The organism is Isoptericola sp. GX10416, assembly GCF_056590155.1.
Genome location: NZ_JBWPVO010000011.1, coordinates 97,294 through 116,498, shown reverse-complemented (window position 1 = coordinate 116,498; position 19,205 = coordinate 97,294). Strand labels below are relative to the sequence as shown.

The 19,205-nt window shown below is 74.6% G+C and carries 22 protein-coding genes; 16 read left to right on the top strand and 6 right to left on the bottom strand.

The annotated features are described in order from the left end of the window. Positions 1–930: an alpha/beta fold hydrolase gene (locus ACWAT2_RS15430; protein WP_402374519.1), complete on the bottom strand. Its 930-nt coding sequence runs from the start codon at positions 928–930 to the stop codon at positions 1–3. Positions 931–956: 26 nt separating this feature from the next. Next, positions 957–1,703: a winged helix-turn-helix domain-containing protein gene (locus tag ACWAT2_RS15425; RefSeq protein WP_402374018.1), complete on the bottom strand. Its 747-nt coding sequence runs from the start codon at positions 1,701–1,703 to the stop codon at positions 957–959. Positions 1,704–1,790: 87 nt separating this feature from the next. Between ACWAT2_RS15425 and ACWAT2_RS15420 the strand changes: the two genes are divergently transcribed. Beyond that, positions 1,791–2,525: a hypothetical protein gene (locus ACWAT2_RS15420; protein WP_402374020.1), complete on the top strand. Its 735-nt coding sequence runs from the start codon at positions 1,791–1,793 to the stop codon at positions 2,523–2,525. A 39-nt stretch (positions 2,526–2,564) separates the two neighbouring features. Here the strand turns inward: ACWAT2_RS15420 and ACWAT2_RS15415 are convergent, their stop codons facing one another. Next, positions 2,565–3,227: a YceI family protein gene (locus ACWAT2_RS15415; protein ID WP_402374022.1), complete on the bottom strand. Its 663-nt coding sequence runs from the start codon at positions 3,225–3,227 to the stop codon at positions 2,565–2,567. Between the two features lie 169 nt (positions 3,228–3,396). Between ACWAT2_RS15415 and ACWAT2_RS15410 the strand changes: the two genes are divergently transcribed. Both ACWAT2_RS15410 and ACWAT2_RS15405 read left to right on the top strand, forming a co-directional pair. Continuing rightward, positions 3,397–3,888 carry a thioredoxin family protein gene (locus ACWAT2_RS15410; protein WP_402374024.1) on the top strand — a complete coding sequence of 164 codons (492 nt, stop codon included), beginning with the start codon at positions 3,397–3,399 and terminating at the stop codon, positions 3,886–3,888. Next, positions 3,885–4,370: a DUF4395 domain-containing protein gene (locus ACWAT2_RS15405; RefSeq protein ID WP_402374026.1), complete on the top strand. Its 486-nt coding sequence runs from the start codon at positions 3,885–3,887 to the stop codon at positions 4,368–4,370. Before ACWAT2_RS15410 ends, ACWAT2_RS15405 begins: the two co-directional genes overlap by 4 nt. A gap of 28 nt (positions 4,371–4,398) precedes the next feature. Here ACWAT2_RS15405 and ACWAT2_RS15400 read toward each other — a convergent pair whose 3' ends face one another. Then, positions 4,399–4,776 (bottom strand): DsrE family protein, encoded by a 378-nt coding sequence (locus ACWAT2_RS15400; RefSeq protein WP_402374027.1) that lies wholly within the window; start codon positions 4,774–4,776, stop codon positions 4,399–4,401. 154 nt (positions 4,777–4,930) lie between these two features. On the opposite strand from ACWAT2_RS15400, the gene ACWAT2_RS15395 reads away from it, so the two are divergent. From ACWAT2_RS15395 to ACWAT2_RS15340, 12 genes are all read left to right on the top strand, one after another. Beyond that, a complete protein-coding gene (locus tag ACWAT2_RS15395) occupies positions 4,931–5,506 on the top strand; it encodes a heme-binding beta-barrel domain-containing protein (protein WP_402374029.1) in 576 nt (191 codons plus the stop codon). Further along, the gene (gene ygfZ, locus ACWAT2_RS15390; RefSeq protein ID WP_402374031.1) at positions 5,503–6,672 is read left to right on the top strand and encodes a CAF17-like 4Fe-4S cluster assembly/insertion protein YgfZ; all 1,170 of its coding nucleotides are present in this window, start codon (positions 5,503–5,505) and stop codon (positions 6,670–6,672) included. The genes ACWAT2_RS15395 and ygfZ overlap by 4 nt, the downstream gene beginning before the upstream one ends. A 55-nt stretch (positions 6,673–6,727) precedes the next feature. Continuing rightward, positions 6,728–7,813: an FUSC family protein gene (locus tag ACWAT2_RS15385; protein WP_402374033.1), complete on the top strand. Its 1,086-nt coding sequence runs from the start codon at positions 6,728–6,730 to the stop codon at positions 7,811–7,813. Between the two features lie 82 nt (positions 7,814–7,895). Next, positions 7,896–8,267 (top strand): PadR family transcriptional regulator, encoded by a 372-nt coding sequence (locus ACWAT2_RS15380; protein ID WP_402374521.1) that lies wholly within the window; start codon positions 7,896–7,898, stop codon positions 8,265–8,267. Next, complete coding sequence (locus ACWAT2_RS15375; RefSeq protein WP_402374035.1) at positions 8,264–9,181, top strand: permease prefix domain 1-containing protein; 918 nt, start codon at positions 8,264–8,266, stop codon at positions 9,179–9,181. Before ACWAT2_RS15380 ends, ACWAT2_RS15375 begins: the two co-directional genes overlap by 4 nt. A gap of 43 nt (positions 9,182–9,224) precedes the next feature. Then, positions 9,225–9,509: a type II toxin-antitoxin system Phd/YefM family antitoxin gene (locus ACWAT2_RS15370; protein ID WP_402374037.1), complete on the top strand. Its 285-nt coding sequence runs from the start codon at positions 9,225–9,227 to the stop codon at positions 9,507–9,509. Between the two features lie 27 nt (positions 9,510–9,536). After that, positions 9,537–9,959 (top strand): type II toxin-antitoxin system VapC family toxin, encoded by a 423-nt coding sequence (locus ACWAT2_RS15365; protein ID WP_402374039.1) that lies wholly within the window; start codon positions 9,537–9,539, stop codon positions 9,957–9,959. 9 nt (positions 9,960–9,968) lie between these two features. Further along, positions 9,969–10,301, top strand: a complete 333-nt coding sequence (locus ACWAT2_RS15360; protein ID WP_402374041.1) for a DUF2516 family protein — start codon at positions 9,969–9,971, stop codon at positions 10,299–10,301. Beyond that, a complete protein-coding gene (locus tag ACWAT2_RS15355) occupies positions 10,295–11,374 on the top strand; it encodes an asparaginase (RefSeq protein WP_402374523.1) in 1,080 nt (359 codons plus the stop codon). Before ACWAT2_RS15360 ends, ACWAT2_RS15355 begins: the two co-directional genes overlap by 7 nt. Next, the gene (gene dtd, locus ACWAT2_RS15350) at positions 11,371–11,796 is read left to right on the top strand and encodes a D-aminoacyl-tRNA deacylase (protein ID WP_402374043.1); all 426 of its coding nucleotides are present in this window, start codon (positions 11,371–11,373) and stop codon (positions 11,794–11,796) included. The genes ACWAT2_RS15355 and dtd overlap by 4 nt, the downstream gene beginning before the upstream one ends. 51 nt (positions 11,797–11,847) lie before the next feature. Beyond that, a complete protein-coding gene (locus ACWAT2_RS15345) occupies positions 11,848–13,455 on the top strand; it encodes a helix-turn-helix domain-containing protein (RefSeq protein WP_402374045.1) in 1,608 nt (535 codons plus the stop codon). Positions 13,456–13,636: 181 nt separating this feature from the next. Next, on the top strand, positions 13,637–15,292 hold the full coding sequence (locus ACWAT2_RS15340; protein WP_402374047.1) for a glycosyl hydrolase family 18 protein: 1,656 nt from the start codon (positions 13,637–13,639) through the stop codon (positions 15,290–15,292). A 129-nt stretch (positions 15,293–15,421) separates the two neighbouring features. On the opposite strand, the gene ACWAT2_RS15335 is transcribed toward ACWAT2_RS15340, so the two are convergent. Together ACWAT2_RS15335 and ACWAT2_RS15330 are read right to left on the bottom strand one after the other, a co-directional pair. Next, complete coding sequence (locus ACWAT2_RS15335) at positions 15,422–16,510, bottom strand: LPXTG cell wall anchor domain-containing protein (RefSeq protein WP_402374049.1); 1,089 nt, start codon at positions 16,508–16,510, stop codon at positions 15,422–15,424. A gap of 114 nt (positions 16,511–16,624) precedes the next feature. Next, on the bottom strand, positions 16,625–18,496 hold the full coding sequence (locus ACWAT2_RS15330) for a DUF4012 domain-containing protein (protein WP_402374051.1): 1,872 nt from the start codon (positions 18,494–18,496) through the stop codon (positions 16,625–16,627). Positions 18,497–18,652: 156 nt separating this feature from the next. On the opposite strand from ACWAT2_RS15330, the gene ACWAT2_RS15325 reads away from it, so the two are divergent. Then, positions 18,653–19,201 (top strand): RNA polymerase sigma factor, encoded by a 549-nt coding sequence (locus ACWAT2_RS15325; protein ID WP_402374053.1) that lies wholly within the window; start codon positions 18,653–18,655, stop codon positions 19,199–19,201. The last annotated feature ends 4 nt before the right edge of the window (positions 19,202–19,205 follow it).

The following is a 19,205-nucleotide window of genomic DNA, read 5'->3' as shown; positions in this document are numbered from 1 at the left end:
CTACCTCGCGGCGAAGGCGTGGGGGAGCCAGTCGGCCAGCAGGGCGTTGACCTCGTCGGGCGCCTCCTCGGCGAGGTAGTGCCCGGCTCCGTCGACCACCTCGAAGCGGAAGTCGCGGGCGAATGCCGCGCCGTCGACGTCGGCCGTCCCGGTCCGGAGGAACCCGTCGGCGGTGCCGTGCACCTGTAGCACGGGCACGTCGATCGGTCGGCGCAGCGCGGCGAGGAACCGCCGCCCGCTGGGTCGCACGGCGTACCGCGTCAGCCAGCGCAGCGACTCGACCGAGCTGTGCGCGGCGAACGGGATGCGGATGACCTCGCGGTACCGGTCCACGACGTCGGCGGGCAGCGGCCGCGCGGCTCCCGCGGTGAGCACGCGGGCCACCTCGTCACCCCGGGTCAGCCGCCGCTCGGCGACGGACGGCACCTGGTAGAGCGCGAGCGTGCGGCGTGCGGCGGGCGTGAGCAGGCGCCGTCCGGGCACGTGCAGGCGCAGCGGGTGCGGTGCGGCCAGGGCCACCACGCCGGCGGTGACGGCGGGCTGGAGCGCCGCCATCGCCCACGCCAGGGCGCCGCCGGTGCCCGAGCCGACGACGACGGCACGGTCGTGCCCGAGGGAGCGCACCACCCCGGCGACGTCGCGGGTCCGGGTGGGGATGTCGTGACCGGAGGGCGGCTTGTCGGAGGCCCCGACCCCGCGCAGGTCGATCGCGGCGACGCGGACGCCGTCGTCGGACAGGGAGGCGAGCTGGTGGCGCCAGGCCCACCACATCTCCGGGAACCCGTGCAGGAACAGCACGAGCGGGGCGCGGTCACCGTTGCCGCGGGTGGGGCCGGCGGTGGCGACGTGGAACCGGGAGCCGTTGGCGGGGACGAACTCGTGCCGCCACGGGCCGTCCACGAGGGCAGAGGTGTAGTCGGTGTCGGGCATGGCGGTCACGCGCCGAACCTACCTGCTCAGCCGCCCGAGGACACGCGCGAGGAGCCCCTGGCGCCCGAGCCGGGGCCGTCGCCCTCGTCGTCGCGCGGCTCCTTCGGCGGGTCGAACCGGTAGCCGACGTTGCGCACGGTGCCGATGAGCTGCTCGTGCTCGGGGCCGAGCTTGGCGCGCAGGCGCCGCACGTGGACGTCCACCGTGCGGGTGCCGCCGTAGTAGTCGTAGCCCCACACCTCCTGCAGGAGCTGGGCGCGGGTGAAGACCCGGCCGGGGTGCTGCACGAGGTACTTGAGGAGCTCGAACTCCTTGTAGGTGAGATCGATGGGGCGCCCGCGGAGCCGGGCGGTGTAGCCACCGGCGTCGATCGCCAGCTCGCCCGCGGAGATCTCCTGGGGCGAGTCGTCCGTCGGGCCGTGCGCGGACTTCTCGACGACGAGCCGCAGGCGGGCCTCGACCTCGGCGGGGGAGGCGTTCTCGAGCAGCAGGTCGTCCGCGCCCCACTCGTGGTTGACGACCGTCAGCCCGCCCTCGGTGAGGACGAGCACCAGCGGGACGGTGAGCCCGGTGGCGTGGAGCAGCCGGCAGGTGGTGCGTGCGGCGACCAGGTCGCGGCGGGCATCGAGGAGGACGACGTCCGAGTCCGGGGCGTCCACCAGCGCGGACGGCTCCATCGGCAGCACCCGGATCTTGTGCGAGAGAAGACCGAGTGCGGGCAGTACCTCGACCGACCCGCCTGTCGCGGGTGTCAGGATCAACAGCTCGGCCACGCGCACCTCCTCCCGCCACCGGTGGTGGTAAAGGTACCGTGCCCCGCGCCGGAGATCACAACGGGTCGGCATGCGAGACTCTTCGTCGTGACCGTGACCACCCGTGCCGTGACGACCGCCGCGCTCGCCGCGCTCGTCGCCGCGGCGGCGTATCTGGGGCCGCTGTGGACGACGGCCGCGGCGGCCGGTCTCGTCGCCCTCGTGGCGATCGGCTGGGCCGCGCTGCTGCGGCTCCCGGCGGACGGCGCGACCGTGCTCGTGGTGCTGCTGGCCGGGCTCGGTGGCGTGGCGATGGCCTGGGCGACCGAGGACGAGCCCGTGCTGCGCAACGTGCCCCTCGTCATCGCGATGGCGCTCGTGCTGGCCTTCGTGGCACAGATGCTCCGGCGCGGCGGCCGGCCCCGGCTCGTGGAGTCGGTGAGCGGCATGACGGCGGGGATCGTCGTCGCGGTCTCCGCCTCCGGATGGGTCGCCACGGGCCGGTCGGACGCCGGTGCGGCGCTCGTGCTGACCAGTGCCGTGGCGCTCGCCGTCGCCGCCGCCGTCTCGGCGCTCCCGATCGCCGGCGGGTGGACCGGTTCGCTGCTGTCGGTGGCGTTCGGCGCCGTCGCGGGCGCGGGCACCGCGACGGTGGTCCCGGAGGTCGAGCCGGTCACCGGCATGGTCACGGGGATCGTGGCGGGCCTGGTCGCCGCGGCCCTGCGGTTCCTCTTCGAGCGCCAGCCGACGCTGGCCCGACGCCGGGCGGGCCTGACCGCTGCGGCGATCCCGGTCGTGGTGACCGGGATCCTCGTGTTCGTGGTGGGCCGCGTCGTCATCTGACGCGCGCCGTCGTCCGGCGCGGCCCGGCGCCGACGGGCCTCATCCCTCGACGCGGAGGGCCTCGCCCGCGATCTCGATGCGGACGGTCTTGGCCACCAGCACGCCGCCGGCCTCCAGCGCGACGTTCCACAGCAGCCCGAACTTCTCCCGCTCGAAGTCGGCCGTGGCGTTGAACCCGAAGAGGTGGCGGCCGTAGGGGTCGGTGCCGACGCCGCCGAACTCCGCGTCGAGCGCGATCGGGTGCGTGATCCCGCGGATGGTCAGGTGACCGTGGAGCACGAACTTGGTGCTCGACCCGGCCGCCGCACGCTGGGTGTCGACCTCCCGGCCGGGCATGCGGCCCTTGAGCGCCGCCCACGAGAACATCGGGTCGGGCGCCGGGTTCCACTCCACCCCGGTGGACCGGAACTCGATCGTGGGGAACACCTCGACATCGAGGAAGTCCGGGTTCTTGAGGTGCGCGTCGCGGTCGGCGTTGGCCGTCTCGATCGACGCGGCGTCGATCGAGGCCGCCACCGTCGAGGCGAGCGGGTCCTCGGCGACGTGGATCACCGCGGATCCGGTGCCGAACTGACCCCGGACGGGGCTCACCATCATGTGCATCGCCAGGAAACCGATGCGTTGGTGGGCGACGTCCAGCTCGTACGTCCCGGGTGCGGGGACGACGAGGTCGTTCCAGATCCGGGTGGGGGCTTTGGTCATCGCGGGTCCTCCTGGGTGCCCGCGGCGGCTGCCAGGGCACCCGTCTCGTGTGCGGGTTGGCGGCGGTGCCGTGGCGTGGGGACGCGTACGCTACGGCGCATCGCAGGCTCCACGGTACCGGGGAACATTCATGCAAACGGATATGTTCCCGCCGGGGGAGCACCAGCCGGTGAGCACCAGGGGGGTCCAGATGTCCGCGCAGTGGCCGGCGCTCGTCGCGCTCGTCGTGCTGACCGTCGTCGTCGCCCTCGTCTGGCGCCGCGGCCAGGGCCGCCTCCGCCGGCCCGACGGCGGTTCGAGCGGGCGCGGTGCGGCCCCGGACCGCTGGGCCGCGGACCTCGACGCCCTCGGCGCCGCAGCGGGTGCGCGGGCCACGTTCCTGCAGTTCTCGGCCCCGGTGTGCGCGCCCTGCCGCGCCACCGCCCGGGTGCTCGCGGCGCTCGCGGCCGAGGCGCCCGGCGTCGTCCACGTCGAGGTCGACGTCGAGACCCACCTCGACCTCTCGCTCCGGGCGGGCGTGCTGCGCACCCCGACCGTGCTCGTGCTCGACGCCGCCGGGGCCGAGGTCGCTCGCGCCTCGGGCGCCATGACCCCCGCCCAGGCTCGTGCCGCGCTCGACGCCGTCACCCCGATCGACCAGCCTTCCGGGAGGAACGCATGACCCGCAGCCACCGCACCGACCTCGAGGCCCCGCACGGGACGACGGCGGAGCCCGCCGGGATCGATCCCCGCGGCCCGCGTGTCGGCGCGGGCATCACGGCGACCATGCTCGCCGTCGTCGTGCTCCTGGGGCCCACCACCCCGGCGCTGGTGCTGCTCGCCGTCGTCGCGCTGAGCTTCCTGCCCGGTGCGGTGTGGGGTCCGAGGGCGACCTGGCAGGGCTGGCTGTTCCGCGTCCTGGTCCGCCCACGTCTCGGCCGTCCGGAGCACCTGGAGGACCCGCGTCCGCCGCGGTTCGCCCAGCTGGTGGGGCTCGTCGTCACCGGCGTGGGCGTCGTCCTGGGTCTGGCCGGGGTCCTGGCGGCCGTGCCGTGGGCGGCCGGGGTCGCCTTCCTCGCGGCGGCGCTCAACGCCACCGTGGGGCTCTGCCTCGGCTGCGAGCTCTACGTGATCGGCCGGCGGCTGCGGCGCGCCCGCGCCTGACGCTGCCCGCCCGTGCCGGGCGCGCGGCTCAGTAGACGAGCGCCTGCGCGCCGGGCCGCAGCGTCTCCTCGACGAACACGGGTGCGCCCGCGATCCGCACGCCGTCCAGCACGTCGTCCGGCCCGATCTCGCGCCGTGCCGCGCACTGCGTGCACAGGGTGACGGTGCCGGCCGCCAGGACCGCCGCGAGCAGGTCGGCGGCCGGCGCCGCGTGCTTCAGCTCCAGCTCGTCGGCCCGGCCGGGCAGCGCGAACCACGCCGACTCGCCCGTCAGCCACAGCGAGACCTCGACGCCTGCCGCCACGGCGGCGGCCGCGACGGTCAGGGCCTGGTTGGTGGCCTCCGCCCGCTCGGTGCCGGCCGTGGTCTTGACGACGAGGGAACGCTGCGATGTGGTCTCGGTCATAGCCCAGACCCTAGCCGCGCCGCCGCGGTTAGGATCGAGGCATGTCGGTCGAAGCACTCGAGATCTTTTTCACCAGCCTGCTGGTCGTCACCGTCGTCGCGGTCACCTGGTTCGCGGGCTACGTCGTCTACAAGCTGTTCCAGGGTCAGCGCTGATGCCTTTCGCCTTCCCCGAGGGTCTCGCGCCCGAGGTCTACCCGCTCGCCTGGCTCGTGGGCCGGTGGACGGGTGCAGGCGTCATCAAGTACGAGGGCATCGCCGAGACGCCGTTCCGCCAGGACCTGGTCTTCGACCACGACGGCGGCCCCTACCTGCGCTTCACCTCGACGCTGCGGGTCCGTTCCGCCGCGGCGGCGGACGGCGAGACGACCGGCGACGGTACCGAGGGCGAGGACGCCTTCGACACCGTGTGGTCCACCGAGACCGGCTACTGGCGCATCTCGTCGGAGCGTCCCGACGACCTGCCGGAGGGCAAGCACGCCCTCGAGGTGCTGGTGACCGACGCGTCGGGCCGGCTCTCGCTGTTCCTGGGGCTCGTGGGCGACGGTCGCGTGGACCTCGCCACCGACTTCGTCGCGCGCACGTCCACCGCGGCCGAGGTGACGGCCGCCAAGCGGCTCTACGGCAACGTCGAGGGCCGCCTGCTGTGGCTGGAGGAGCTCGCTGCGTTCGGCCACCCGATGGGTTCGTACGCCTCCGGCGAGCTCGACCGCGTCGACGGCCTCTCATGACCTACCGCAGCCCGATCCTGGACCGTCCCGGGGCCGTCTCGGCGACCGGGCCCGACGAGGGCATCGCCTGGCACTACGGCGAGCCCGTCGCCGAGCAGCGCGCGCTCGCCCGCGGCGGCGCCGTCGTCGACCAGTCCCACCTCGGCGTCGTGCGCCTGACGGGCCCCGACCGCCTGAGCTGGCTGCACTCCATCACCTCGCAGGACGTGGAGCACCTCGCGCCGCGCACCTCCACCGAGCTGTTCGTGCTCTCCCCGCAGGGCCGGATCGAGCACGCGCTCGGCGTCGTCGACGACGGCACGTCCACCTGGCTGATCACCGAGCGCGACCACGTGGAGCCGCTCGTCGCCTGGCTGACCCGCATGCGGTTCATGATGCAGGTCGAGATCGACGACGTGACGGACTCCTTCGCGGCGATCGGCGAGCCGGTCGCGGCGGAGGGCGTCGAGGGCGAGCCGGTGACGTGGTGGGACACCTGGCCGCGGGTCGCCGTCGGCGGCACCCGGTACGGCCCGCCGGAGGAGGAGCACCCCGGCGCCGACCGCGCGTGGCGGCTCGTGCTCGTGCCGCGCGAGACGCTCCCCGACGCCGTCGCCGAGCGGGAGGCCGCCGGATGGCGCCTCGCCGGCACCTGGGCCACCGAGGCCCTGCGGGTCGAGGCGTGGCGCCCGCGCCTGGCCCGTGAGGTCGACGATCGTTCGGTGCCCCACGAGCTCGACTGGCTGCGCACCGCCGTCCATCTGCACAAGGGCTGCTACCGCGGCCAGGAGACGGTCGCGCGGGTGCACAACCTGGGCCGGCCCCCGCGGCGCATCGTCATGCTCCACCTCGACGGGTCGCAGCACGTGGTGCCCGACGGCGGCTCGGAGGTCCGGCGTGACAGCGCGGACGGCAAGGCGGTCGGCACGGTGACGTCGGTCGCGCGCCACCACGAGCTGGGCCCGGTCGCCCTCGCCGTGGTCAAGCGGAACCTGCCGGACGACGCACCGCTCGTCGTCGTGGGCACCGTCGGTACCGGTACGGACGCCCAGGAGCTGGTCGTCGACGCCACCCAGGAGACGATCGTGCCCGGCGAGGGCGTGTCCGCCGACCGGCCCGAGGGCCGCGGCGAGACGTTGCGCGGGCTGACCCCGCGCGGTGGCGACGGGGCCCAGAGCCTGCTGTGATCGTGCGGTGAGAGCGCCGGACCCGCGGGAGGCGGGCTCAGCCGCGGGTGCCGCGGTGCGCAAGCTCCTCCGGCGGATCCGCATCCGGCAGGGTCTCGCACGGGTGCGGTCGGGGTTCTGGCCGATCGTCCAGGCGTCGCTGGCGGCCGGTGCCGCCTACCTGCTGGCCCAGCTCGTCCTCGGCCACGACCAACCGTTCTTCGCCGCCGTCGCGGCCTGGGTGTGCCTCGGCTTCTCGTTCGAGCGGGAGCTGCGCCGCGTCGCCGACGTCGCCGTGGGGGTCGCCGTCGGCGTCGGGATCGGCGAGGTCATCGTGGGCCTCATCGGTGCGGGCTGGTGGCAGCTCACCGTCGTGCTCCTCGTCTCGGCGGTGCTCGCCCGGTTCATCGACCGCGGGCCGATGCTGGTGACGCAAGCCGGGGTGCAGGCCATCGTCGTCGTCGGCCTGCCGGCCGCCGTCGCGGCGGAGGGTGCGTTCGGCCGATGGGCCGACGCGGCGGTCGGCGGCGTCGTGGCCCTGGCCGTCACGCTGCTGCTGCCGAGCGACCCCTTGCGGCGGCTGCGCTCCCTGGCCTACGAGGCGACGACAGAGCTGGCCGAGACGCTGGAGGCGGTCGGGCGGGGGCTGCGGCAGCACGACATGGACGAGCTGGGCGCGGCGCTGGTGCGCGGCCGGGCGTCGGAGTCGGTGCTGGCCGACTGGCGGGACACGGCTCGCAAGGCGGAGGACATCGCGCGGGTCGGCGTCAACCGGGCGCAACGGGGCGACATCCACGAGATCGTCGGGCAGGCGGTGCTGGTGGACCGGGCCATGCGCAGCGTCCGGCTGCTCGCCCGGCGCGCCCCGACCGTCGTCGGGCCGGACGGCACGTGGCCGGACGTCGGTCCGCTCGCGGACGAGGTGGAACGGTTCGCCGGCGGGACGCGGCTGCTGGCGTCCGCCGTCGGGGGCGGCGGCACGGTCGAGGACGCCCGGCGGCTGCTGGTGGACGTCGCGGCGGCGGTCGACCCGCACGTGGTCGGCCGTAGCGATCTGCGCGTCGCGTCGCTGGTCGTGCTGCTGCGTTCACCGGTGGTGGACGCCCTCGAGGCGAGCGGTCTGGACCCCCGGGCGGCACGCGAGCACCTGCCCGAGCTCTGACTCCCGCGATCCTGCCGCCCCGACGCGGCGTCAGAGGAACCCGTTGGCATCCAGTAGTTGATCAGATACAGTACCTGTCGTGATGCAGCCCGATCAGAGCCCTCCGGCGGAGGACGCCTTCTCCGCCGACCTGCTGCGCGGTCACACCGACACGATCGTGCTCGCGACGCTGCGCCGCGGGGACCGCTACGGCTTCGAGATCTACAAGGCGATCCGTGACGCCACCGGCGGAGCGCACGAGATCAAGGAGGCGACGCTCTACGCGACCTACCGCCGTCTGACCCGGGACGGCCTGGTCGAGGCCTACTGGGGCGACGAGTCCCAGGGCGGGCGTCGCAAGTACTACCGGATCACCGACGCCGGCCGCGCCGTCTTCCGTCGCAACGTCGCCGCGTGGCGCGCGACCCGCGACGTCGTCGACACCCTGCTGACAGACAAGGAACCTCGCTCATGACCACGGTCCACCGCCTCCTCGACGACGCATTCGCCGGCGTCGAGCCGACCGCAGAGGTCCAGGACCTCAAGGAGGAGATCCGGGCGAACCTCACCTCCCGGGCCGCCGAGCTCGAGGCCACGGGCGCCGCCCCCGCCGACGCGGCACGCCAGGCCGTCGACGAGCTCGGCGACGTGCGTGCTGTCATCGCCGAGGCGGCGGACCCGGCCCGGTCGCCCGCCGCGTCGTCCCCCACCTCGTCGTCCGCCGCGTACGCGTCGACGGCGCAGGCGATGCTCGCGAACAAGGTGCGGCCGCGGCCTGCCTTCGTCGTCAGCCTCGTGTTCGCGGGAGCCAGCACCGCGGCGCTCCTCGCCCTGACCCTCCTCGGCCTGAGCGGGAACCTCACCGCCCCCGTGGGCGCGCTCGTCGGATGGGTGCTGGGCGCCGCGTTCGGGGCGGGCTGGATCGTGGGCAGCTCCGTGGCGCAGGAGACCACCACCAACCACCCGGTCCCGGGCCGCCGGGCCGCGGGATACGGGCTGGCCGCCGGGCTCGTCGTCAGCGGGCTGGGGCTCGTCGGCATCGTCGTCACCGACGGGCCGCTGTGGCTGACCGCGCTCGCCGCGCCCCTGCTCGTGAGCGGGGCCGCGCTGTTCGCCGGGCTCGGTGCCACGCAGACCAACCGCAAGAAGGCATGGTTCCGCGAGGTCACGGCCGAGCACGGCACGGTCGGCGACCGGTTCGACCGCGACCCCGAGGCCGCGGCGCGGTTCGGCATCCTCACGGCGGTGATCTGGGTGACGGCGTTCGTCGTCTTCGTCGTCGTCGGCCTGGCCGGCGGCTGGGCGTGGTCCTGGCTGGCGTTCGTGGTCGGCTGGATCGCGTTCATGCTCCTGCTGGCCAAGATGCTCTTCGGCGGTCCCGCGCGGTGAGAGCCCTGTTCGGCTCCCGCTCGTGGGTGTACCGTCGCTGGTCATGGAGGTATCCGTCAGCGCGTTGCGCGCCGAGCTGAAGTCATGGATCGAGAGGGCTCGCGACGGCGAGGACGTGGTCGTCACCGACCGTGGGGTCCCGGTCGCCCGGCTCACCGGCGTGGGCAGCGCCGACCTGGTGAGCGAGCTCGTCCGTGACGGTCTGCTCACCCCGGCCCAGGCCGAGCGCCCCACCCACACCGTGCCGCCCACGGCGCAGGCCCTGGGCGCGGCCAACGGTGCCTCCCGCTCCGGTCTGTCCGGCCTCGTCCGGCGCATCCGCCGCTGAGTGAGCCGCTGAGAGGATCCACCCCCGATGGCACTCGTCTACTTCGACGCCAGCGCGCTGGTGAAGCTGTGCGTCCCCGAGCACGGCTCCGACCTGGCGAGCGCGCTGTGGAACCGGGCCGACGTCGTCGTCACGTCCCGGCTGGCCGACACGGAGCTGCGGGCGACCCTCGCCGCGGGGGAGCGCGCCGGCGTGCTCGACCCGGGCTCCCGCCGTCGTGCGCTCGACCGCTGGACCGCGCTCTGGCCCGCCCTGCACCTCGTGGAACTCACCGCGCGCGTCGCCGGCACCGCGGCCGAGCTCGCCGCGGGGCCGCACCCGCTGCGCGGCGGGGACGCCGTGCACGTGGCCAGCGCCCTCGCCGTCGCGCACGACGACACCCTCGTCGCGGCGTGGGACGAGCACGTCGCCACGGCGGCGCGGGACCGACGGCTCCGCGTCCTCCCGTAGCCTGGTCGCGTGATCGCGAACCTCCAGTTCTACGTGCTCGCCGCCCTGGCGGTCGTCGTCTTCGTCGTCCAGGTGTGGGCGCTCATCGATGCGTTGCGCCGGCCCGCGCACGGGTTCGTCGCCGAGGGCAAGCTCAAGAAGCCGATCTGGCTGCTCATCCTGGGCGTCGCCGTCGTGCTCGGGTTCCTGGGTCTCCCGTCGGACGGCAGCGCGGGCAACGCGGTGGGCTTCCTCAACATCATCGCGGTGGTGGCCTCCATCGTGTACCTCGTCGACGTGCGCCCGAAGCTCCGGGCGTACGGCCCGGGCAAGGGCCGCTCGCAGGGTTCGAGCAGCTGGTGACCGCGGGGATCGACCGGGGCGCCGTCCCGCTCGCCGAGGTCGTGCGCGGCGACCTCGTCGAGTCGGTCCACCTGGGCCACCTCGTCGTCCTGGACCCGCAGGGTGAGGTGGTCCTCGCCGCCGGGGAGCCGACGGCGCAGATCTGGCCACGCTCGTCGCTCAAGCCGCTGCAGGCGGTCGCGATGGTCCGGGCAGGGCTCGACCTGCCGCCGGAGCTCCTGGCGCTCGCGGCCGCGAGCCACAGCGGGGAGCCGGTGCACCGGGACGGCGTGCAGGCGATCCTCGCGGGTGCCGGGCTCAGCGCCGACGCGCTGCGGAACACCCCGGGCCTGCCCATGTACCCGCCGGCGGCCGCGGACTGGCTGCGCGCGGGCCGGGACGCGGAGCAGATCACGCAGAACTGCTCCGGCAAGCATGCGGCCATGCTCGCCACGTGCGTCGCCACCGGCTGGGACACCGGCGACTACCTCGCGGTCGACCATCCGCTGCAGCGGGCGGTGCGGGCCACCGTCACCGAGCTGACCGGCACCGAGCCCGAGCACGTGACGACGGACGGCTGCGGTGCGCCGCTGTTCGCGACGACGTTGAGGGGGCTGGCCCGCTCGTTCGGCACGCTCGCCGGCGCGGCCGGGCGGCACGGCCCGGCCGGCGCGGCCGGGCAGGAGGGCGCCGCCGACGGCCCGCTGGAGCCGACGGCGCGGGTGGCGCAGGCCATGTCCATGCACCCCGAGATGGTGGCGGGCACCGGGCGGGAGGACACCCTGGCGATGCGGGCGGTGCCGGGCGTGGTGGCGAAGATCGGTGCCGACGGCGTGTGCGCGGCCGGCCTCCCGGACGGTTCCTCGCTGGCGTTCAAGGTGCTCGACGGTGCCGACCGGCCCCGGCCCGCGCTGCTCGCCGCGGCACTGCGCCTCGCGGGCGCCCTGGACGTGCGGGGCGCCGATCCTGCGGCCCTGGTGGCCGTCGGCCACGTCGCCGTGCTCGGCGGTGGCCGGCCCGTGGGCGAGGTTCGCACGGTGCTCGACGGGCCGCCCGGCGCGCGCTCCGCCGTCGGCCCGGGGGTGCGGTCGTGAGGGCGGTGCTCCAGCGGGCGACCCGCGCGAGCGTGACGGTCGACGGCGAGGTGGTGGGCGCGTTCGACCGGCCCGGGCTGGTGGCGCTGGTCGGTGTCACTCACGACGACGGACCGGCGGACGCCGCGACGATCGCGCGCAAGATCGCCGACCTGCGTCTCCTGCGGGGCGAGCGGTCGGTGGTCGACGAGGGCGCCCCGGTGCTGGTGGTCAGCCAGTTCACGCTGTACGGCGACGCGCGCAAGGGGCGCCGGCCGACCTGGCAGGCCGCGGCGCCGGGGCCGGTGGCGGAGCCGCTGGTCGATGCCGTGGTGGCTGACCTGCGCGCGCGGGGCCTCGAGGTCTCGACCGGGGTGTTCGGTGCCGACATGGCGGTAGAACTGGTGAACGACGGTCCGATCACTATGATGTTGGAGACCTAACAAACTTCTGACCTGCGCCGACCCGGCGAAGGTCGACCCCGGAGGTTGACGATGGCGTCGAACCCGCCGGTCGACGCGCTCGCACTGCTCGGCCACGAGACCCGGCGTACTGTCGCGCCCCACGTCGCGGCGCGGCTGGTCCGGGGGACGGCCGGCGACGCCGCGGCGCTCGCCCAGCTCGCGGCCGTCCTGCGGCCCGAGCACCTGGCCGGCACGGCCCTCCTGCCCGACCCGCTCCCGGCCGTCCCGGCGGTCCGTGCGAGCCGGGGCCCTACGCAGGGCGGCGCGGCGGACCGTCGGGTGCTGCTGTGCGCGGCCGTGGCCGTCACCGACCGCGCCGACATCCTGCTGCGGGCCACCGGTGACGCGACGGATGCGCTCGTGGCCGGACCGGTGGTCGAGGACGTCGAGCTCGCGGACGGACGCTTCCGGATCACCGACCCCCGGATGCGGTGCGTGGTGCACGACGACGCCGACCTCGCGCAGCGCACCGCCGCCCACACCGCGTTGGCGCGCGCGGCCCGGGACTGCGGCGAGCCGGGCATCGCCCTCTGGCACACGGCACTCAGCACCCTCGCCGGCGACGAGCTGCTCGCCGACGGCCTCGTCGAGCTCGCGGAGCTGCTCGCGTCGCACGGGGACACCGAGGCCGCCCACGAGGTGGCGAGGGAGGCCGCGAGCCACGGCACGGGGGACCGGCGCGCCCGGGCCTTCCTGGTGGCCGGCCGCTCCGCGTTGTGGAGCGGGCACCTCGTCGACGCGCAGGACTGGCTGCGGCGGGCGGACAGCAGCGGTGTCCCCGCGGTCGAGCGGGACGCCGCACGCTGCGCCGCGGCGGTGCGGGCGCTGCTCACCGGGGAGACCGCCGAGCGGTCCGACGCCGACGCCACGCCCGGCGCCCGGCTGGCCCGGACGGTCGAACCGCTGGTCGGCACGGCCGTCACCCGTGCCGACCGGGCCGCCGTGGCTGCCGTGGCCGCTTGCCTGGGCATGCTCGAGAACGATCCCGCCCAGGCAGAGGCGCTGCTCGTCCGTACCGTCGCCGGTGTCGTGCCGGCCCGGCGTCGGCCCGGGCCCTGGCCGTCGGCGTCCGGCGCGCTCGCCCCGCTGGCGGAGGCCGCCGTCCGGGCGGCTCAGGCGTTGCTGCTGCTGCGCGCCGGCCAGACGGGGGCCGCCGCCACCGTGCTCGACGAGGCCGTCGACCGGCTCCCGATGGCGCACGTCGGCGGCGGGCTCGCCGCCGAGGTGTCCCGGCGGCTCGACGCGGCGTGCCCCGGTCGCCCGACGGCGGTGACCGCAGCGCTCGAGCGGGTGGGGCCGCCGCGCACGGCACCCGCTGTCGCCGCGGCGGCCGGGCGGTGGACGCGGCCCGCGGACCGCGGTTGCTCGCTGCTCGCCGCCGTGAGCAGCCGAGGCTGCGCGGGCGGGTCCGACGACGAGCCCGACGGTGCGCTGCCGCTCGCCTGGTCGGTGGTGCTGACGGCGCGGGAGACGGAGGTCGCCCGGCTGGTCACGGCCGGGATGACGAACCGCGAGGTGGCCAACGCCCTGTGCGTCTCCGTGCGCACGGTCGAGGTGCACCTGGGCCGCGTCTTCCGCAAGCTCGACGTGCGGTCACGGTCGGAGCTCGTGGTCCTGGCGCTGCGGCCGGTCCGGTGACCGTCCGTGCGGGGCGCGGGCGTGCACGCCGATCAGGGAAATCACGTAGCGGGACCGGTGCGCGCCGGTCGGTCGTGTGGTTTTCCCGGATGACCTGATAGGAAGCCTTCCTTACTTTTGAGGCGCACGGTTCGTACGCCCGGCCCGACGACGATGTCGGGCTCCAGAGAGAGGAAGAACCATGTCGAGACCAGCAGGAGGGGCACGCCGGGTCGTGGCTGCCGTGGCCGGTGCCGCCGTCGCGCTCACCGGTGCCCTCGGCGCCGTGGCGGCCACGAGCGCGAGCGCCGGGGAGCCGTCCGGCGGGGACAGCGCGATCAACGGGTTCCGCAACGTCGGCTACTTCACGCAGTGGGGCGTCTACGGGCGCGACTTCCAGGTCGCCGACCTGGTGACCTCCGGTGCCGCCGAGAACCTCACCCACATCAACTACTCCTTCGGCAACATCCACCACGAGAGCCTCGAGTGCTTCGTGGCGAACAAGGCGCAGGGCACCGGACCGAACGGGTCGGACGGCGCGGGCGACGCGTGGGCGGACTTCGGGATGGGCTACACCGCGGCGAGCTCCGTCGCAGGCGTCGCCGACACCTGGGACCAGCCGCTGGCCGGGTCGTTCAACCAGCTCAAGCAGCTCAAGGAGCTCCACCCCGACCTCAAGGTCATGCTGTCCATCGGCGGCTGGACCTGGTCGAAGAACTTCTCGCGCGCCGCGGCCACCCCGGCGTCCCGGGAGAGCTTCGTGTCATCCTGCATCGACCTCTACATCAAGGGCGACCTGCCCGTGATCGACGGTCGCGGTGGTCCCGGGGCCGCCGCCGGCGTGTTCGACGGCATCGACATCGACTGGGAGTGGCCCGGCACGCACAGCGGTCTGGAGGGCAACCACGTCGACGAGGAGAACGACGCCGAGAACTTCCGCCTGCTGCTGGCCGAGTTCCGTGAGCAGCTGGACGCCTACGGCGCGCAGACCGGTGAGGACTACCTCCTCAGCGCATTCCTCCCGGCCAACCCGGACGACATCGCCGCCGGCGGCTGGAACGACCCAAGGATCTTCGACTCGCTCGACTTCGGCAACGTCCAGGGGTACGACCTGCACGGCGCCTGGGATGCGGACCTGACCGGTCACCAGATCAACCTCTACGACGACCCGGCGGACACCCGCGAGCCGAGCCGACAGTTCTCGGTGGACACCGCCGTCCAGGAGTACGTCTCGGCCGGCGTGGACCCGGCCCAGCTCGGCCTTGGCATGGCCATGTACGGCCGTGGGTGGCAGGGCGCGACGTCGGCGGACGCCTGGGGACCGGCGACCGGCGCCGCTGCGGGCACGTGGGAGGCCGGCATCGAGGACTACGACGTGCTGCGCGACGTCGGCACGGAGCACTACGACGCCACCCTCGGCGCCGCCTGGCGCTACGACGGCAACCAGTGGTGGTCGCTGGACACGCCGGCCACCGTGGCACAGAAGTCCGCGTACGTCCGCGACCGGGGCCTCGGCGGCGCCATGTGGTGGGACCTCTCCGGCGACGAGGACGCCGAGCTGCTCGACGCCGTCGCCGCCGGACTGTTCAGCGGCCCGGCCGGGCCGGTCGACCCCGGCACGCCCGACCCGGACCCGACGCCCGACCCGGACCCGACGCCCGACCCGGACCCGACGCCCGACCCGACGCCAGACCCCGACCCGGACTGCGGTGACGGGTGGAGCAGCGGCGCGGTGTACACCGCCGGCGACCTCGTCTCCTGGGACGGGCACACCTGGCGGGCCAAGTGGTGGACGACGGGCGAGGAGCCCGGAACCACCGGGCAGTGGGGAGTGTGGGAAGACCTCGGCACCTGCTGAGGCCCACCCGGTCCGGGCTCGGCCCCCGACCGGGCGGAGACCACGATCCCCGCAGCACCCTGACCAGGGTGCTGCGGGGATCGGTGCACGGCCGCGGGAGGCGGCGTCACTCTCGCTGTCGGCTGCCGGTCACTCGGTCCCGACCGACCCGCGGCGTCGGCGGACCACCACGACGATCACGGCGCCGGCGGCAAGGAGCCCGGCAGCGACGGCCAGCAGTCCGAGGACCTCGCCGCCCGTCTGCGGCAGGAACGGGATCGTCGACGCGCCCGGTCCCGGCGGGCCCGCCACGGTGTCGCCCGGGGGCGGCACCTCCTCGTCGATGCAGCCGTCGGTGTCCTGCGGGAAGGTGACGGGGATCGTCACCTCGGGGTTGACGGTGAACGTGACGTCGACGGTGCCGACCGCCCAGCCGAAGTCCCGGGTGTTCTGCCACATGTTGTTGACGAGCTCCCAGCCGTCGTCTGCAGAGAGCTCGACGAACCGTTCCGGGTAGGCGCCCGGCCAGAGCACCCTGCCCTCGAGCGGCTGGTCGGCCTGGACGAAGTTCTCGCCGTCCGGGTTGTGCCACGTCAGCGTCACCGTCGTGCTCGGGTCGCCGGTGAGAGACACCCGGTAGTCGAGGTACGTCACGCCCTCCACGCACAGGGGGGTGAGAGTGTCGACCTCCATCGCCGGCTCCTCGACCCCGGGCGGGTTCGTGGCGCAGTCCGGGGACGACGGCGGGTAGCCGACCGTCCGCGTCGCGGACGGGTTGACCTCGAAGACGACCTCCACGGACGGGCGCACCCAGTCCCACTCGTCGCCCACGACCCACTCGCCGTCAACGAGGTTCCACCCCGGCCAGTCCACCGGGTTGCCCGCGCCGTCGACCTCGGCGCCCGGCCAGAGGACCCGGCCGGACATCGGCTGGTCGGCCAGGACGTAGTCGTCGCCGGTGGGGTTCACGAAGGTGATCGTCACCGCGTCGGGCGCGGGCTCCACACCCTCCGTCACGGCGTCGTACTGCAGGTAGGGCACGTCGCCGTCGCAGATCGGGTCGAGGATCTCGAGCTCGAGGTTCTCCTCGGGCTCCTCGGTGTATCCCGTGACGCTCGGTGACGGGCTCGGGCCGTCGTCCGTGTCGGCCACCGCGAGCGTCCCGCCGCCGAGCACGACGACGGTGCTGAGGCCCAGCGCCGTGAGAGCGCGTCGCCGCGCGCGTGGTGCCGATGTCATCGGTCCGTCCCCTTTGGTGTGCCGTGCGCTGGTGTCGCTGTGGCCTTTCACGCTAGCGACGGCGGGGCGGCGCGGGTATGTCTGGTACGGGTGAAAGCGGCTGGACCGCCGTTTTCACCCGCAGAACGGGACGTCGAGCTCGCGGAGCCCTGACGTGCTCACCGTGGGCGTGGACCACACCTCGAGGCGGCCCGGGACGCCGGCCCCCTCACCGCGGGCCGCTGCCGCGGAGGCAGGAACGGCGATCTCGATCGTCGTCGTCCTCCCCGGGCGCAGCGTCACCGCGATGGTGGTGTGCTGCCGGCCGTGCACGGCCAGGCTCGACCCGCCGATCGGGGCGCCGTCCTGGGTCAGTGCCGGTGCCCCGCCGCCGTGCACCCCGGCGGCCGTGAGGTTGACCACGATGTCCCCCCGGCGCGGGTCGTCCTCGGGGCCAGCCACGTAGAACGGCAGCTCACGGGCTCGCTCGCGGTCGAGCCGGTTGGTGAGCGTGACCGCCACGGTGTCCAGGCGGCCGTCACCGGTGCACACCGACGCCGCCAGCGCGAGCTCGACGTCCAGGTAGGCGGACATCTTCCCGGCCTTCGTGTCCTCGAGGAACACTCCGACGGAGTCCGCGGCGCGCTCCGCGCCGAAGGTCCCGGCGACCAACGTGCCCGTCAGCAGCTCCTGCTCGTCGGGCGACACCGACCAGATGAGGAACCGGTGCTGCGCTGCCGCCTGTTCGAACGCCGGCAGGACGGCGGTGGTGTCCACCTCGTCGGTGGCCAGGGTGCTGAAGGTCGCGGCGGCGACCGCCGCGAAGAACTGGTCGGCGACGTCGGGCCGCAGCGAGTCGTAGACCCGGCGCAGCAGCAGGTCGACGACGTTGTCCGCGTGGACCTCGATGCTGTCGCTGCCCACGGCCGCGGCCACCTCCTCGGGGAGCGGCACCTGCACGGGTCCGGTCGCCTCGAGCAGGAAGGACAGCGCGACCGGGTCGGTGGCGATCACGCCGTCGACCTGCTCGCCCTGCGACCGTGCCCACATCTCCGCGGCGACGGCGCCCGTGGTCGGGAACTCCGGGGTGGCCGTGACGTCCTGCACGAACCGTCCGAGACGCGCGGAGTAGGCCGCCTCCTCCTCCGGGTCGAGGGGGACGACGCTCTCCTCGAACGGCCCGACGTCGCTGCTGGCGGCCTGCTTCTCGATCGTCACCCGGCCGTCCTCGACGGCCATCAGGGTGAGGGCGCCCGGGATGCCGCCGGCGGCCCGCAGCTCGCCGTTGTTCATGCCCAGCAGCAGGTACTGCCGTGGCCCGTCAGCGCCCAGCATCGGTGGCAGGAGCGACGTGGCGCGCTCCGCGGTCCTCGTGATGCCGGCCAGCTCGTCGAGCCGGGCGTCGAGCGTCACGAGCGGTTCCACGAGCTCGGAGCGGATGCGGGTGGGATCCACCTGGTCCAGCTCGCCCCGCGCCTCGTCGAGGGTCACCCGCGCGGCAGCGACCTGCCCGGCCACCTCGGACAGCGGGACGAGGTCGACGCCGCCGTCGTCGGTGCGGTCGGTCGCCGTCGCCGCGTCACCGGCCGCGGCGAGGGCGGGCAGCACGTCCTCGGCGAGGTCGTGGAGCGCGGAGGCGACGCGCTGGACGGCGTCCACGGAGTCCCCGATCACGGGCAGGTACGCCGCGAGGTCCCACAGCACGCCGTCGGTCGCGTCGCGTGCCGTCGCGGTCTGCTCCTGCAGGGCGACGAGACCGGGGGCGTCCGTGAGCGACTGCCCGGACCCGTCGAACAGTCCCCCGCGCAAGGTCTGCTCGACGGCGGGGACCTGCGCGGCGGCGTCCTGGAGCGCGTCACGGGCCGTCAGCGCGTCGCGGATCATCAGGGCCGCGGCGACCAGGGTGGCGATCACGAGCACGACCATCGTCAGCAGCACCCAGCGCAGGACGCGGCGCCGCGGCCGCACCCTCCGCAGGTCCGCTGCACCGCCGGTCTCGACGGTCATACCGGCAGGGTACGTGGCCGACTGACCGCGAGGTCAGCGCGTCGCAGGGTGAAACCGGTCCTGACGTGGTGCAAGGCTGGGGGTCCTCGCGACACAGAGCAGGCAACCGGCAGGCAGACCGTCGCAGCGCCGCGACCACCGACCGCAGGAGGCACCGTGACCCCCGACGTGGCGATCGAGCACGACGACGCCTGGTTCGACGCGCTGTTCGCCGCGCACTCGCGAGCCGTCCACCGATACTTCCTGCGCCGCCTCCCGGCGGGGGACGGCTCACGGGACGACGCCGAGGACCTCGCCGCCGACGTGCTCGCCACGGCTTGGCGACGCCGCACCGACGTGCCGCGCGGGGCGGAGCTGCCCTGGCTCTACCGGACCGCCGGACACGTGCTCGCCAACCATCGGCGCAAGCATCGCGCGCTGCCGGTGGCCGCCGTGCCGGACGAGCCGGACGACGTCGACCCGGCGGTGCTCGCCGTCGCCGACGACCGTGTACGCCGCGCGTTGGCCGGGCTCTCACCCCGCGACCGGCGCATCCTGCTCCTCGTCGCGTGGGACGGCCTCGGCGGCGACGACCTCGCCGAGGTGCTCGGTGTGGGTCGCGGCGGCGCGGACGCCGCTCTCTCCCGCGCCCGCTCGCGCCTGCGCGACGCCTGGGCGCAGGCCGACGACGAGGCGGCCGACGGGACGCAAGGAACCAGCACGTGAGGAC